Raw genomic sequence first — 15,190 nt, forward strand, 5'->3', positions numbered from 1 at the left:
CCTTAACGTCCATCAAGTTTCGGCGCAATACAGGGAATCTCGCGGATCAGAAGACGCAGGCGACCCCCTTCTCGGATGACGACAGGCGCATGCCCGAGATAGTGATGTCGGCCTTGCCGGTCGCGCGCAGGGCGAGCGTGTCGCTGCCGTTGAGCCCGGCCAGACAGGCTTCCGAGAGGAACAGGCCGCGCGAACCCTTCTGCGCTGCGTTGGCGACAGAGGAGGTGATGTCATACTCCCGCTCGCATGCGGCCCCATCGCAATTCACCCCGATCAGCACGCGTCCCTCGGGCCGCTCGTCGACCAGATAGTTGATGCTAAGCACGAGCTCGTTTCCTTCGCTGGCGCTGGGCACCGGGTCCATGGTGAATAACACGGCACCTTCGCCTTCGAACGTGATGCGACGAGCATCTTCCTGGGCGTTGGCGTCGACGGCGATCGAACGCACTGCGCCTGCATCGCCCTTCAACTCGCGAAACGGCGACGAGCCGGCCGGCGAATAGCCGATCACCGAGACGCTTTCCCCAAGCTTGCCGTTGGTCAGGATCGCAAGATCGCCCGCACCGCTTTCGGCCAGGAGCGAACAGGTTTCATCGAGCGTGCCGGGTCCGCCTGTGCCCGAGAGGCCATAGCCATAAGGGAAGAGGATGCCCTCGTCGCCCGCATTGATTGCGGTGGCGCGGCAGTCGCCGGGCCAAGAGAAAGAGAGTCGCCCGCTGAATGGTTTGGCGCCGAACAGCGTGTCTGCCACCCCTGCACCCTCGCTCCCCGGCAGCCAGGCCGAGACGAATGCATCGGCGAGGTTGAGCTCCCGATTGACCCACAGCGGGCGCCCCGTGATGAACACGGCCACCGTGGGGATGCCGGCTTCGCGGTAAGTGCGCAGCAGGGCGAGGCCTTCTTCGTCGCGGAAGACGAGATCCTTCCGGTCTCCGACAAATTCGGCATAGGGCTTTTCCCCGAACACCACGATCGCGGCGTCGGGACGAGTGTCGTAGCTGCCGTCGACCGACAGGGTCGCGCTGCCACCCGACTGGGCCGCGGCCGCGGCGATGCCGGCGTAGAGGCTCGTCGACCCCGGGAAGTTGGCATTGGTGAGGTCGCCCCCGCCCTGCCAGCTCAGCGTCCAACCCCCCGAAACGCGCGCGACGTCGTCGGCGGCTTCACCCGCGACCAGCAGGTTCGCGCCCGCCTTGAACGGCAATACGCCGTCATTCTTGAGGAGCACCATCGACTTGGCCACGGCCTCGCGCGCGAGGGCGCGGCTTTCGGGCGAACCGAGCCGCCCCCATTCGCCAGCCAACGGGCGCTTCGACGGAGCGACCTGATCGAAATGGCCGGCCAGCATCTTGACGGTCAGCACGCGGCGCACCGCCTCGTCGACGCGCGCCATCGGCAACGTGCCGTCGTGCACATCCGCAACGAGATTGTCGACCATCGCCGGAGCGTCTTCGGGCGTCATGTAGACGTCGAGTCCAGCCATCAGCGACGCCGGGCAGTCGGCATTGGTACAACCGAGGCGTTGGCCGTGACCGTTCCAGTCGCCGACGACCAATCCGCCAAAACCGAGGTCGCCGCGCAGATAGTCGGTCAGCAGTTCCTTGGAGTGATGCAGCTTCTCGCCATTGATGCTCGAGAAGCTCGACATGATCGACAGAACGCCGGCATCGATCGCCGAGGGATAAGGCGCTGCGTGGATCGCCTTGAGTTCATCCAGATCGCCGACCGTATCGCCCTGGTCGATGCCACCGGTGCCGCCGTCGCCGAAGAAATGCTTGGCGGTCGAGATGACGTGGTTGGGCCCGAGCCACGCATCGCTTCCGCGCGGGCCTTGCAGGCCGACCACCATCGCGGTCCCCAACTCGGTAACGAGCGTGGGATTTTCCGAATAGCTCTCGTAGGCGCGGCCCCAGCGGTCGTCGCGTGCGACCGCGACGGTGGGCGCGAAGGTCCAGTCCTGCCCGGTCACGCGGATCGCCTCGGCGGTCGTCTCGCCGATGCGGCGCAACAGGTCGGGATCGCGCGTCGCGCCGAGCCCAACATTGTGCGGGAAGATGGTCGCGCCGACGATGTTCGAATGGCCGTGCATGGCGTCGGCCGCCCACAGGATCGGGATGGACGGTTCGCCATCGGGAAGCGGCTTAGTGGTCGCTTCCCAGAATTCGTCGGCCAGCTGCAACCACTTGGGCGCGGGTGCAAGGTCGTCCTTGTAGGGGCCGCTATTGCCGCCGTTGAGGATCGTCCCGAACCGGTAACGCTCGACATCGGCGGGCGTGACGCTGCTGATATCGGGCATGACCAGCTGGGCGACCTTGCGCTCGAGCGTCATGCGCGACAGCAGGTCCTCGACCCGCGCCGCCTGCTCGGCCGTCAGCGTAGGAGACCCCGTGTTGTCGTCTGCGGCGGGCGGAGCGAGCGGTTCGAGCACCGGCTCGCTGGTCGCGGCGCACGCGGTCAGCGCGAGGAGGGAAGCGGCTGCGAGCAGCTTGCGCATCATTCGCTCTCTCCGGCCACGCGGTGTCCCGCCAGCCAGCGACCGTAGAAAACGATCCAGCTGTAGCCGATGATCGGCACGATGAGTGCAGTGGCCAGGCCCGCCGCGTCGGCGACGAGCCCGGTCGCAACCGGCAGCAACGCGCCGCCGACAATCGCCATGCACAAGAGCGCGCCGCCCTGGCTGGCGCGTTTGCCGAGCCCGATCACCGCCTGGCTGAAGATGGTCGGGAACATGATCGAATTGAATAGTCCGATGGCGAGGATGAAGCCGGCCGCCAGCATGCCGGTGCTCATGCCCGACAGGATGGCAAGCCCGATCGCGGTCAGCGCGAACAGCGACAGCAAGGTGCCGGCATGGATGCGCGACAACAGTCCCGCGCCGATGAAACGACCGACCATCGCGCCGCCCCAGTAGAGCATGACGAGCTTGCCCGCCGTCGCCTCGGTGGTGCCGAGCACGGCGTCCTGCGACAAATAGCTGACCAGGATCGATCCGATCGATACTTCTGCGCCGACATAGGTGAAGATGGCGATGACGCCGAATAGGAGGCGGCGGTCGGCCAAGAGGTCGAGACCAAGCCCCTCGGGCGGTGTCGGACGCAGGCTCTCGTCGAGCATGTTGCGCTTGATGAAGAAGATCGCGGCCAGCACCAGCAGCACCGAGCCGATCGCGAGATAGGTCCCCTGGAGCGGGGCCAGTTCGGCCGCGCGTCCCGCCGCGTCGAGCGTGCCGGGCGCTTCATGGGCGCCTTCGAGGATCAGGCGCGCGCCGACGTACGGGCCGATGAAGGTGCCGAGGCTGTTGAATGCCTGCGCAAGCGTCAGGCGCGCCGAACTGGTGTCGGCCGCGCCCGCGATCGAGATGACCGCGTTGGCGGCGACCTGCAGGATAGTGATGCCCGCCGCCATCACGAACAAGGCCGCGAGGAAGCCCGGATAGAGGGCCGCGGAGCCTGCCGGGATGAAGAGAAGCGCGCCCCCCGCCATCACCAGCAGACCCGTCACGATGCCGCGCATGTAACCGAGCTTGGCGACGATGTAGCCGGCGGGCAGCGAGAAGACGAAGTAGCCCAGGAAGAAAGCGAACTGGGTAAGCATCGCCTCGGCGTAGGAAAGGGCGAACAGCCCCTTGAACTTGGGAATGAGGATATCGATCAGGACCGTGGCGAAGCCCCACGCGAAAAACAGGAACAGGGACAGGAGAAACAGCGCGCGATGGCTCGTGCCTGCCCCCTCTCCGACCGCGGCGTCACCGAGCGTCGCATTACCGACCATCATTCTCTCCTCAATGTCTCGCATCCCTTCAGGAAATGCGTGCCCGGCGGGCCGAACGGCGCTGCGCGAATCACTCGCGCGGCGCCTTTTCGTCCCTAGGGCTCCCCCGACCTGTCCGATAGAAATCTTTGACAGGACAATATTGTCGTCATAATTGTCTCGTAAAGGACAAAGTCAAGCGCCAATTCGGTCTTGCCCGGGACAAGGCCGGGCCATAGCGAGACATCCGGAGCTCAGGCGCAAGAGGGAGACGGGGCGTGCCGACCATCAATGACGTGGCCAAGCAGGCGGGGGTTTCGGCCAAGACGGTATCGCGCGTCATCAACGATTTTCCGCACATCAGCCCGGCGACGCGGGAAAAGGTCGAGCGCGCGATGAACGCGGTAGGCTACGGCCCGGCAGTCCCGCGGCGCGGCGCGATCGCCCGTTCGATCGGCATGCTGTATTCGGATCCCTCGAGCGGCTACCAGGCGCGTCTCAACCACGCGATGCTGGCCGCCTGCTCGCAGGCGCAGCGTTACCTCGCGGTGGAACTGTTCGACGAGTGTCGCTCGGGCTGGCGCGAGCAGATGGAGGCCTATCTCGATCGCACGCAGGTACGCGACCTCGTGCTGGTCCCGCCGATGTGCGATTCGCCCGAATTGCACGACCTGCTGCGCCAGCGCGGCGTCAACACGGTGCTGATCTCCCCCTCCAGCCCGGTCGAGGGAGCCAGCTCGATCTATATCGACGACCGTGCCGCGGCGATGGAAGTCACCCAGCACCTGATCGATCTCGGCCATCGCCGCATCGGCCACATCGCCGGCGACCAGGGCCATGTCGCCACCGTCCTGCGCCAGCAGGGCTATCGCGCCGCGCTCGACCGAACCCCGGGCGCCAGCTTCGACGAGTCGCTGGTGAAGACGGGCAAGTTCCACTTCAAGGACGCGCTCGATGTCGCCGAGGAAATGCTGTCGGCCCCCAACCGCCCGACCGCCATCTTCGCGGCCAACGACGATATGGCGGCCGCCGTCGTGATGGTCGCCAACAAGCTCGGGCTCGAGGTGCCGCGCGACCTGTCCGTGGCCGGGTTCGACAATGCCCCGATCTCGCAGACGATGTGGCCCGCACTGACCACCGTGTCACAGCCGTTCAACCGGATGGCCGAATCGGCCGTGCGCCTGGCGAGCCGCGGCCGCGAGGCGAGTGGTCAGTCGGTGATCCTCCCGCACGAGCTCGTTGTGCGCGCGTCGACGGGACCTGCCCCCAAGTCCGTGTAACATTTCGGACACATGACGCGTAAGAATCCGGACATCCGCAATTGTCCTATAGGTCAATCTGATTGACACGGCGGGACAATGATGCATTTGTAGCGTCGCACAACCGCATGCTCGGGGGTTTCGCGCATGCATGACGAATTGCTCTTGGAGAGGGGGCTTTCCTGATGAAGACTTTGGTTTCTCGCCGTTCCACGAAATTTCTGATCGGCGCTTCGATCGCGGCGCTCGCCGCCATGCCGGCAACCGCCTACGCCCAGGACCCGGGCGGCGACTATCTTTCGGAAGATGCTGCCCAGGAAGCCAATGACGATGTGATCGTCGTCACGGGTATCCGCCAGTCGCTCAAGGACGCGATGGATCTCAAGCGCGAGGCGCAGGGTATCGTCGACGCGATCACCGCCGAAGACGTCGGCAAGTTCCCCGACACCAACCTCGCCGAGTCGCTCCAGCGCATCACCGGCGTCTCGATCGACCGCGCCAACGGCGAAGGTCAGTTCGTCACGGTCCGCGGCTTCGGCCCCGAATTCAACCTGGTGACCCTCAACGGTCGCCAGATGCCGACCTCGACGCTCGGCGACTGCTGCACCCCGCCCTCGAGCCGCTCGTTCGACTTCGCCAACCTCGCGGCCGAATCGATCGCGCGCGTCGAGGTCTACAAATCGGGTCGCGCCAGCGTCCCGTCGGGCGGCATCGGCTCGCTCATCAACATCCACACCGGCCGTCCGCTCGACGCGCCGGGCTTCCGCGGTTCGGTCGGCGTCAAGGGCGTCTACGACACGTCGCGCAACGACGGAAATCCGATCACGCCGGAAATCTCGGCGATCTTCAGCGACACGTTCGCCGACGACAAGGTCGGCATCATGCTCTCGGGCACCTATCAGGACCGCAAGGCCAGCGTGAACAGTGCCACCGTCGGCGAATGGCGTGGGCCCTATTACGGTTGGGAAAACGACTGGGGCACGCTCAACCAGGCGGGCGTGGGCATCACCAACGATCCGGGCGATGGCGATCTCTACTCGGTCCCGCAAAACGGCAATTACGACTTCCTCGACATCGACCGCGAGCGCCTGAATGGCCAGGCCGTGCTGCAGTTCCGCCCGATCGACGGGTTGACCGCGACCGCCGACTACACCTTCGCCCGCACGCGCGTCGAAGCCGCTCTCGCCCGGACCAGCATCTGGTTCAACCACGGTAACACGACGAGCAGCTGGACCGACGGTCCGCTCGCGGGTCCGCTGTTCTACTCGGAAACGTTCGATTCGCCGTCGGACTTCTCGTACCAGGCGCAGTACGCCAAGAACGAGACCGAGCTGAACTCGCTCGGCCTCAACCTCGAATATGAAATCTTCAACGGCCTGACGCTATTCGCCGATTTCCACGATTCTTCGTCGGAGACCGGCCCGCGTAGCCCCTACGGCACCGACGCCATCGTCAGCACCGCGATCCTCGGGATCGACCAGCAGACGATCAATTTCGAAGGCGAGGTCCCGATCATCTCGGTCGTCGAGAATGCCGGGTCCGATCCCTACGATCCCTCGGGCGTGTTCGCGACGGGCAACAGCTTCCGCAACGGCCTGCAGCGTACCGATATCCAGCAGTATCAGGCCGGCGGCACCTGGGAGTTCGACAGCAACTTCCTCGACTCGGTCGATTTCGGCTTCAGCAAGGTCGAAAATGAAGTTCGTTCGGCCTACGGCTTTATCCAGCAGGACAGCTGGGGCGGCGCGGGTCCGCCCAGCGACCTTCCCGACGACCTGTTCACGGTCGGAACCGTGACCGACAAGTTCAGCGGTCTCGACGAGTCCAGCGACGTCGTGCCGATCTATCTCAAGTACGACTTCGCCGAATATGTCGACCTGATCAAAGGCCTCTACAACACGTGCGGCGGACCCAGTGGCTCCTGCCTTGCGCCCTACCAGTATGACAGTCGCGTCAAGGAAGACACGACGGCCGCCTATATCGAGGCCAACCTCGAATTCTACGCAGGCACCGTGCCGGTCAACGTCCACGCAGGTGTTCGCTACGAAGAAACCAAGATCACCAGCAACGCCTTGTCGCCCATCCCCACGGGCGAAGCAGCCTGGGTCGGCACCAACGAATTTGCCATCTATTTCGAGGACGAGGCCGATTTCACCGAGCTGACGGGCGAGTATGACTACTGGCTTCCGGCGATCGATTTCGACATCGAACCGGTCGATGACGTCAAGTTGCGCGCCAGCTGGTCGAAGACGCTCGCGCGTCCCAACTACGCCAACCTGCAGGGCGGCATTTCGGTCGCGTCGAACTTCAACCAGGCTGGCGGCATCGGTGCGCGCGGTGCGCCCGACCTCCTCCCCTACCTCTCGAAGAACATCGATCTTTCGGCAGAGTGGTATTATGACGACGCGAGCTATCTCGCAGTCGGCTTCTTCCACAAGAACGTCTCGAACTTTATCACCACTACGACGGTGTTCGAAAACTATGCCAACCTGCCCCACCCGCTGTTCGGCCCGCGTGCCGATGCGGCGCGTGCAGCGGTTGCCGACCCGACCGATGTCGCGGAAGTCCGCGAGTGGATTTTCCAGAACGCCTGTACGCCCGACACGTGCGAGATCACCGGCACGAATATCGAAGGCTTCACGACGGGTCGGATTTTCGGCATTCCGGGTGAAGACCAGCCGATCAGCTTCGCATTGGGCGTGCCGGTCAACTCCGACCAGACCGCCAAGATCCACGGTTGGGAATTCGCGCTTCAGCACAACTTCTGGGACACGGGCTTCGGCGTCATCCTCAACTACACCATTGTCAAGGGCGATGCCGAGTATGACGACCTCGTGCCGGATTCGGAGAGCCAGTTCGCGCTCACCGGCCTGTCGGACAGCGCCAACGTGGTCGCTTTCTACGACAAGAACGGCTTCCAGGCCCGTCTCGCCTACAACTGGCGCGACAAGTTCTTCGGGGGTATCGGCAGCACCTATGCCGGCAACTTCCCCTATTACATCGAGGACTATGGCCAGCTCGACGCGAGCATGAGCTACGAGGTGACCAGCCACATCACCGTGTTCGGCGAAGCCATCAACCTGCTCGGCGACGACCGTCGCGGCCACCGCCGCAACGATCGCACGCTCAACTTCTATCAGGAAGGCAAGCCGCGCTTCGCGCTCGGAGCCCGCTACAAGTTCTAGGAACGATGTAGCGCCAGACAAAAGATCGGGCAGTTCCGCAATCGCGCGGAACTGCCCATCTTTTTGCCCGGCTTCCAAGATGCTAGGCCAGCGCGCGAACCCACGATCATCGAGGAATCATTCTCCACCCATGGCCAACCACCAGCCCGTCAATCCGCAACAGCACGGCAAGCTGCGCGTGAACCGGACCCGCAGTGCTGAATTCGGCGATGCGCAAATGGCCGCGCTCGTCATCCCGGAGGAGTTTCGCAAGCTCCAGGCGCATTATCCGATCGTCTTCCAGAAGAGCGCGGAACGCGACGCCATCCGCTGCATCGCGCTGTTGGGTTTCGAAAAGGACGAAAACCTGTTCCTCACCGACGACGGATGGGACGCGCCCTATGTCCCGCTGACGATGGATATTCCGCCGTTTCTCGTCGGCCTGTCGCGCGACAAGGACAAGCCCGCCCATGTCCATCTCGACATGGACCATCCGCGCCTCGGCGAGAAGGAGGGCGAGCCCCTCTTCGACGAGCATGAAAAGCCCACGCCCCTACTCGGACAGATGGCGGCCAAGCTCGGCGCGCTTCATGGCGGGGTCGCGACCTCGGAGGCTTTCACGAAGATGCTGGACGAGATGGGGCTGATTGAAAGCTTCGTGTTCGACGTCGAGTTGGCCGACGGCACGGCCGCGCGCCTCGCTGGCTTTCACACGATCAACGAGGACAAGCTCGCCAAGCTCTCAACCGAGCAGCTTGGACGCTTGCAGGAAGCCGGCTTTCTGATGCCCGCCTTCATGGTCGTCGCGTCGACCGGCCGCTTCTCGGACCTCGTCCGGCGCAAGAATGCCCGGCTCGGCTAACCAGCCTCCCTTCGACGATTTGCCACCGCTCGACGAGGTCGCGGCGGGGGAGCGACCGCTGGACGAGATCGTGGCGGGCGAGACGCCGCTCGTCATTCGCGGGTTGTTCGATGAATGGCCGCTGGTTGCGGCCGGCAGGGCATCCAGCGAGGCGGCGCGGACTTTCGTTCTCGATCACGCTCGGGGCGACCGCCCCTTCGTCCTGACGAGCGGTGCCCCACGCCCGCGCGGCCGCATCTTCTACGACGACGCGATGCACGTCGATGCCGAGACAGAACGGCTGCCGCTTTCCGATGCCATCGCGCGGATGAGAGACCATGAAGGGGATGATACCCCTCCCCTCCTCTATCTCACCTCGACCGATATCGACGGCTTCTTCGAAGGGTTGGCCGAGACGCTGCCGAGCGGGCTCGGCGAGCGTCACCAGATGTTGCGCAGCATCTGGATCGGCCTTCGTTCGGAAGTTCCCGCGCACAATGACGTGCCGCGCAATCTGGCAGGTGTCGCGGTGGGTCGCCGCCGCTTTACCCTGTTCCCGCCCGAGGCGATGACGCACCTCTATCCGGGCCCGATCGACAACAGCCCGGCCGGACGTCCCGTTTCCATGGTCGACTTTACTGCGATCGATTCCGACCGCTTCCCCGAAGCCGACAAAGCACTCGCGCAAGGACGTACCGCGCTGCTCGAGCCCGGCGATGCGATCTACATCCCGAGCCTGTGGTGGCACCAGGTCGAGGCGCTCGATCCATTCAATGTCCTCGTCAATTTCTGGTGGCGCGATGTGCCCTTGTCGTGGGGCGACCCGCAGGACGCGCTCTACCATGCGATCTGGACCATCCGCTCGCTGCCTGAAGAGCAGCGCAAGCGGTGGCGCGACCAGTTCGACCATTATGTCTTCGGCGATCCCGGGCGGGCCGCCGGACACCTCCCCGATGAAGCGCGCGGCATCCTCGGGCCGATGGACACCAACCTCGGCCAACGCCTGCGCACTTACCTGATAAGGGTCCTCAACCGATGAACGAAATGAAGAAACAGCGCGTCGTGATCGCGGGCGGCGGGACGGCCGGTTGGATGACCGCAGCAGCCCTCGCCAAGACGTTCGGGCCGACAATCGACGTCACCTTGGTCGAAAGCGATGCGATCGGCACGATCGGGGTGGGCGAAGCGACCATCCCGCCGATCGTGACCTACAATCGCCTGCTCGAGATCGACGAGGCCGAATTCATGGCCGCGACCCAGGCAACCTTCAAACTCGGCATCAACTTCGAAGGCTGGAAGGGCGAGGACGACGCCTATTTCCACAGCTTCGGGACGACCGGCAAGGACCATTGGTCATGCGGTTTCCAGCATTTCTGGCGCCGTGCGGCCGAGCAGGGCGATATTCCGCCTTACGCCGAATATTGCCCCGAAACCGTGGCCGCGCTCGCGGGCAAGTTCGCCCACACCCCCAAGAAGGCGGTCAACTACGCGTTCCACCTCGATGCGGGACTCTACGCCAAGTTCCTGCGTGCACTCGCCGAGAAAAACGGTGCGGTGCGCCGCGAAGGCAAGATCGCCAAGGTCAATCTCGATGCCGAAAACGGCCATATTGCCTCGCTCGACCTCGAAGGCGGCGAGACGATCGAAGGCGACCTGTTCGTCGATTGCACCGGCTTTCGCGCGCTGCTGATCGGCGAAGCGCTTGGCATCGGGTTCGACGATTGGACGCATTACCTGCCGTGCGACCGCGCCATCGCGGTGCAGACCAAGTCTGTGCGCAAATCCGTCCCCTACACCCGCTCGATCGCGCACGACGCAGGCTGGCAGTGGCGCATTCCGCTCCAGCATCGCATGGGCAACGGCATCGTCTATTGCAGCCGCTTCATGGAGCAGGACGACGCGCTCAAGCTGCTGTTCGACACGGTCGAGGGCGAGCGGCTGGTCGAGCCCAACTTCATTCGCTTCAAGACCGGCGCACGCGAAAAGCAGTGGGAGAAGAATTGCATCGCGGTCGGGCTGTCGAGCGGGTTCATGGAGCCGCTGGAATCGACCAGTATCCACATGATCCAGCGCAACGTGCTGCGCCTCGTCCGGCTGATGCCTCAGCATGGAATCAACCCGGCGAATATCGACGAATTCAACAAGGAATCGTCGCTCGACATGCACCAGATCCGCGACTTCCTGATCCTCCATTACCATGTCACCGAGCGCAAATCGGATTTCTGGCAAATGTGCCGCGACATGGCGATTCCGGACAGCCTGCGCCACAAGATCGACCTGTTCACACAGTCGGGTCGCGTGTTCCGCCGCTCGGATGAATTGTTCGCCGAGAACAGCTGGATACAGGTGATGATCGGACAGGGCCTGATGCCCGAGAGCTGGCATCCGATCGTGGGCAAGATGAACGACAAGCAGCTGGCCGGATTCCTCACCAAGGTCCACGATCACGCGAAACAGGTGGCCGACAGCCTGCCCGAACATGCGGCCTACGTGCAGAATTATTGCGGGACGAAGGGCTGAGCGTGGGGGCCGTCGATCGCCTCGCGCGTCCTCCCCGGCTCCCGCTCCCTTATTTCGTCAGCGCCATTTTCGGCGCGCATCTCGCCTTCATCCCGCTGTTCGGGGTGTTGCTCCCCGCGAAGGTCGAGCGGCTGTCGCCGGACAGCGCGCTGGTCGACTTCAGCTGGCTGCTGCTCGTGGGGGCGCTCACGGCAAGCGTCGCCAATATCCTGGCAGGCGCGCTCTCGGATCGGCTGGTTGCGCGTGGAGGCACGAGGCGACCGCTCGTCGTTGCCGGTCTGATGGGCCTCTTCGCGAGCGGGGCCGGCTTCCTGATGGCGACCAGCTTTGGCGGCCTGTTGTTCGCCATGATCCTCTTCCAGTTCGCGCTCAACGCGATGTTCGCGCCCATCGTCGCCTTGCTCGCCGACGCCATTCCCCACGCACGCAAGGGTTGGACGGCGGGATGGCTCAATCTCGCCTTGCCCTTCGGCAGTTTCGCGATGGGGGTCGCGGGCCTCCTGCTCGGCAGTCTCGACTTCGCGGCCTTCCTGACCTTGCCGATCATCGTCGTGTTCATGTGCGCGCCCCTGCTTGCCCGCTGGCCCGCCATGCCCAGCAGCGGTACGCACGAGAAATTGCGCTATGCTCCCGCACCCAAGGGCCGCCGCACCGATTTCGTCCTCGCGTGGATCGCGCGCTTTGCGATGCAGTTGGGGGGCGCGGTCATGTTCGGCTATTTCTTCTTCGTCGTGCGCGACCTCTTAGGAAGCGAGGCGACGACTGCCAGCGACGCGACCCGTCTTACCTTCCTCGCCGCGCCGCCAGCGGCAGTCGCGACGCTCGTCCTGGGCCGCCTCTCCGACCGTCGATGGGGCCGCCGTCCACCGCTCGTTTTCGCGGCGTTGGTCGCCGCCGTCGCGCTCGGGATGATCGCCAGCGGCCCCGGCCCGGGCCTCGCGGTCGCGGGCTACACGCTATTCCTGACCTCGCTGACGCTGTTCCTTGCGCTCGACCAGGCGCTGGTCGCCGAGCTGGTCACCGGCATGGAGGATCGCGGCAAGCGGCTGGGCTGGATGAACCTCACGAACACGCTCCCGGCGATCCTCGTCCCTGCGACGAGCCTCGTACTGCTGACGGGTGAGCCAGGCTCTACCCTTCTGACGCAGTTGCTGGTCGGCTGCGCCCTGGCAGCGGTCGTCGCGGCCCTCACCATCGCGCGGATCCGCACGGTCCGCTAAAGCCATCGAAGAGAAGGAGCCCGACAAGATGACACAGATGGTCGCCGTCGATCTGGGAGGCACCCACGCCCGCTTCGCCATCGCCACGTTGGATGAGGGCGGCGCGCCGAGCATCGAAGAAGCACTGACGCTCAAGACCGCCGACCATGCCGATTTCCTGAGCGCGTGGAAGGCCTATGGCGCGCATCTCGGGCGCGAGCTGCCGCCGCGCGCCGCGATTGCGGCCGCCGGGCCGGTGTTCGACGACGAGATCAAGCTGACCAACAATCCCTGGACCTTGCGCCCGAGCCGGATCGAGGCCGCGTGCGAACTCGACCAGCTCGTGGTGGTCAATGATTTCGAGGCGGTCGGCCATGCCATCGCTCGGCTTCCCGAGGACGCGTTCGAGCACCTGACGGGTCCCAAGAGGCCGATGGCCGAAGCCCGTTCGATCAGCATCGTCGGTCCGGGAACGGGGCTCGGGGTCGCCTTCGTCATGCGCCTCGAGGACGGCCGCTACCATGTCCAGCCGACCGAGGGCGGCCATGTCGATTTCGCCCCGCGCGACAGTTTCGAGGACCGGCTCGTCCAGCGCGTGCGCGCCCGCCACCTTCGTGTCTCGGCCGAGCGCGTCGTCTCGGGTCCCGCCATCGTCGATATCTACGAAACGCTCGCCGTGGTCGAAGGCAAGCCGGTCGCGCTCCACGACGATCGCGCCATCTGGACTGCGGCGCTCGAGGGCAAGGACGCGCTTGCCGTTGCGGCGATGGATCGCTTCTGCCAGTCGCTCGGCAGCGTGGCGGGCGACATGGCGCTTGCCCAAGGCGCCGACGCCGTCGTCATCGCGGGCGGCCTTGGCGCGCGGATCCGCGATCACCTGCCCAAGACCGGCTTTGCCAACCGCTTCCGCGCCAAGGGCCGGTTCGAACATATGATGGCCGGCATCCCGGTCCGCCTGGTCGTGGCAGACGAGCCCGGCCTCTACGGGGCAGCCGCCGCATTCGCCTGTCACGCGAGCGCCTGACCCCTTGCCATCGCTGTCAGGCTCGTTACGCGGGGGCACTCCATCGTCGAAAGAGGCGACATATGCTCAAGCGGCTGCGCCGTAAGCCCCGCGTGGGGTGGCGCGAATGGGTCGCCCTCCCCGATCTCGGGGTCGAGGCGGTCAAGGCCAAGATCGATACCGGCGCGCGCACGTCCGCGATCCATGCCTTCGGGGTGACCGAGCACGAGGACGAAGACGGCGCGCTGGTCCGGTTCGCGCTCCACCCGGTCCAGCGGCGGCGCCTGCCCGAAGTGAAATGCCAGGCCCGCCTGCGCGACAAGCGCGCGGTGAGGAGCTCGAACGGGAAGAGCGAGATGCGCTATGTGATCGAGACGACGGCGCGGATCGGCAACGAAGAATTCCCGATCGAGTTGACGCTCACGAACCGTGACGAAATGGGGTTCCGGATGTTGCTCGGACGCGAGGCCTTGAAACGCCGCTTCCTGGTCGATCCCGGCAGGAGCTATCTCGCCGGCAAGAAACCGGCCAGTGCAGGAGACAATTCGTGAAACTCGCTTTGATGTGCCGTAACCCCGACCTTTATTCGCACCGGCGGCTTGTCGAGGCGGCGAAGACGCGCGGACACGACATCGACATCATCGATCACCTGCGCTGCTACATCAACATCACCTCGAACCGGCCGAGCATCCGCTACCAGGGCCACGACTTGCCCAAGTACGACGCGGTCATCCCGCGCATCGGGGCGAGCGTGACGTTCTACGGGACCGCAGTCCTCAGGCAGTTCGAGATGATGGGCGTCTATCCCCTGAACGAAAGCGTCGCGATCAGCCGCAGCCGCGACAAGCTGCGCTCGATGCAGTTGCTCGCGCGCAAGGGCGTCGGCCTTCCGGTCACCGTGTTCGCGCACAAGACCAGCCGCGCCGAGGAAATCATCGAGATGGCCGGCGGTGCGCCGGTCGTGATCAAGCTGCTCGAGGGAACGCAGGGTATCGGCGTGGTGCTCGGCGAGACCCAGAAGGCCGCCGAATCGATCATTCAGGCGTTCGGCGGGGTCGGCTCGAACATCCTCACCCAGCAATTCATCAAGGAAGCCGGCGGCTCGGATATTCGCTGCTTCGTCATCGGCGACAAGGTCGTCGCGGCGATGAAGCGCACCGGCAAGGATGGGGACTTCCGCTCCAACCTCCACCGCGGCGGCACCGCGGAAGTGGTCAAGATCACCGCGCTCGAGCGCAAGACCGCGACCATGGCGGCGCGCGCGATGGGCCTCCGCGTGTGCGGCGTCGACCTCCTTCGCGCCAATCACGGCCCGGTGGTGATGGAGGTCAACTCCTCGCCCGGCCTCGAGGGTCTCGAGGGCGCGACCGGCAAGGACGTCGCCGGGATGATCATCGAATTTCTCGAAAAATCCGCCAAGGAAGGCAACACCCGCACGACCGGGAAAGGCTGAC

11 protein-coding genes are annotated in these 15,190 nt (G+C 64.9%); 9 read left to right on the forward strand and 2 right to left on the reverse strand.

Annotation, left to right across the window (positions count from 1 at the left end):
• Positions 1 to 46: 46 nt before the first annotated feature.
• A complete protein-coding gene (locus tag NNY25_RS07800) occupies positions 47 to 2,497 on the reverse strand; it encodes a glycoside hydrolase family 3 protein (RefSeq protein WP_265570781.1) in 2,451 nt (816 codons plus the stop codon).
• Positions 2,494 to 3,774, reverse strand: coding sequence for a sugar MFS transporter (locus NNY25_RS07805; RefSeq protein ID WP_265570782.1), 1,281 nt, complete (start codon positions 3,772 to 3,774; stop codon positions 2,494 to 2,496). The genes NNY25_RS07800 and NNY25_RS07805 overlap by 4 nt, the downstream gene beginning before the upstream one ends.
• Positions 3,775 to 4,028: 254 nt before the next feature.
• Between NNY25_RS07805 and NNY25_RS07810 the strand changes: the two genes are divergently transcribed.
• From NNY25_RS07810 to rimK, 9 genes are all read left to right on the forward strand, one after another.
• Positions 4,029 to 5,030: a LacI family DNA-binding transcriptional regulator gene (locus tag NNY25_RS07810; RefSeq protein ID WP_265570783.1), complete on the forward strand. Its 1,002-nt coding sequence runs from the start codon at positions 4,029 to 4,031 to the stop codon at positions 5,028 to 5,030.
• Between the two features lie 164 nt (positions 5,031 to 5,194).
• Positions 5,195 to 8,194, forward strand: a complete 3,000-nt coding sequence (locus NNY25_RS07815; RefSeq protein ID WP_265570785.1) for a TonB-dependent receptor — start codon at positions 5,195 to 5,197, stop codon at positions 8,192 to 8,194.
• Between the two features lie 130 nt (positions 8,195 to 8,324).
• Positions 8,325 to 9,035, forward strand: coding sequence for a SapC family protein (locus NNY25_RS07820; RefSeq protein WP_265570786.1), 711 nt, complete (start codon positions 8,325 to 8,327; stop codon positions 9,033 to 9,035).
• A complete protein-coding gene (locus tag NNY25_RS07825; protein ID WP_265570787.1) occupies positions 9,019 to 10,053 on the forward strand; it encodes a cupin-like domain-containing protein in 1,035 nt (344 codons plus the stop codon). The genes NNY25_RS07820 and NNY25_RS07825 overlap by 17 nt, the downstream gene beginning before the upstream one ends.
• Positions 10,050 to 11,534 (forward strand): tryptophan halogenase family protein, encoded by a 1,485-nt coding sequence (locus NNY25_RS07830; RefSeq protein WP_265570788.1) that lies wholly within the window; start codon positions 10,050 to 10,052, stop codon positions 11,532 to 11,534. Before NNY25_RS07825 ends, NNY25_RS07830 begins: the two co-directional genes overlap by 4 nt.
• A 2-nt stretch (positions 11,535 to 11,536) precedes the next feature.
• The gene (locus tag NNY25_RS07835; RefSeq protein WP_265570790.1) at positions 11,537 to 12,754 is read left to right on the forward strand and encodes an MFS transporter; all 1,218 of its coding nucleotides are present in this window, start codon (positions 11,537 to 11,539) and stop codon (positions 12,752 to 12,754) included.
• A 28-nt stretch (positions 12,755 to 12,782) separates the two neighbouring features.
• A complete protein-coding gene (gene glk / locus NNY25_RS07840; protein WP_265570792.1) occupies positions 12,783 to 13,757 on the forward strand; it encodes a glucokinase in 975 nt (324 codons plus the stop codon).
• Between the two features lie 62 nt (positions 13,758 to 13,819).
• Positions 13,820 to 14,287: an ATP-dependent zinc protease family protein gene (locus NNY25_RS07845; RefSeq protein ID WP_265570793.1), complete on the forward strand. Its 468-nt coding sequence runs from the start codon at positions 13,820 to 13,822 to the stop codon at positions 14,285 to 14,287.
• Positions 14,284 to 15,189 (forward strand): 30S ribosomal protein S6--L-glutamate ligase, encoded by a 906-nt coding sequence (rimK, locus tag NNY25_RS07850; protein WP_265570794.1) that lies wholly within the window; start codon positions 14,284 to 14,286, stop codon positions 15,187 to 15,189. The genes NNY25_RS07845 and rimK overlap by 4 nt, the downstream gene beginning before the upstream one ends.
• Position 15,190: the final 1 nt, after the last annotated feature.

It is taken from the genome of Sphingomicrobium nitratireducens, assembly GCF_026157035.1.
In the GTDB taxonomy this organism is placed as follows: Bacteria; Pseudomonadota; Alphaproteobacteria; order Sphingomonadales; family Sphingomonadaceae; genus Sphingomicrobium; species Sphingomicrobium nitratireducens.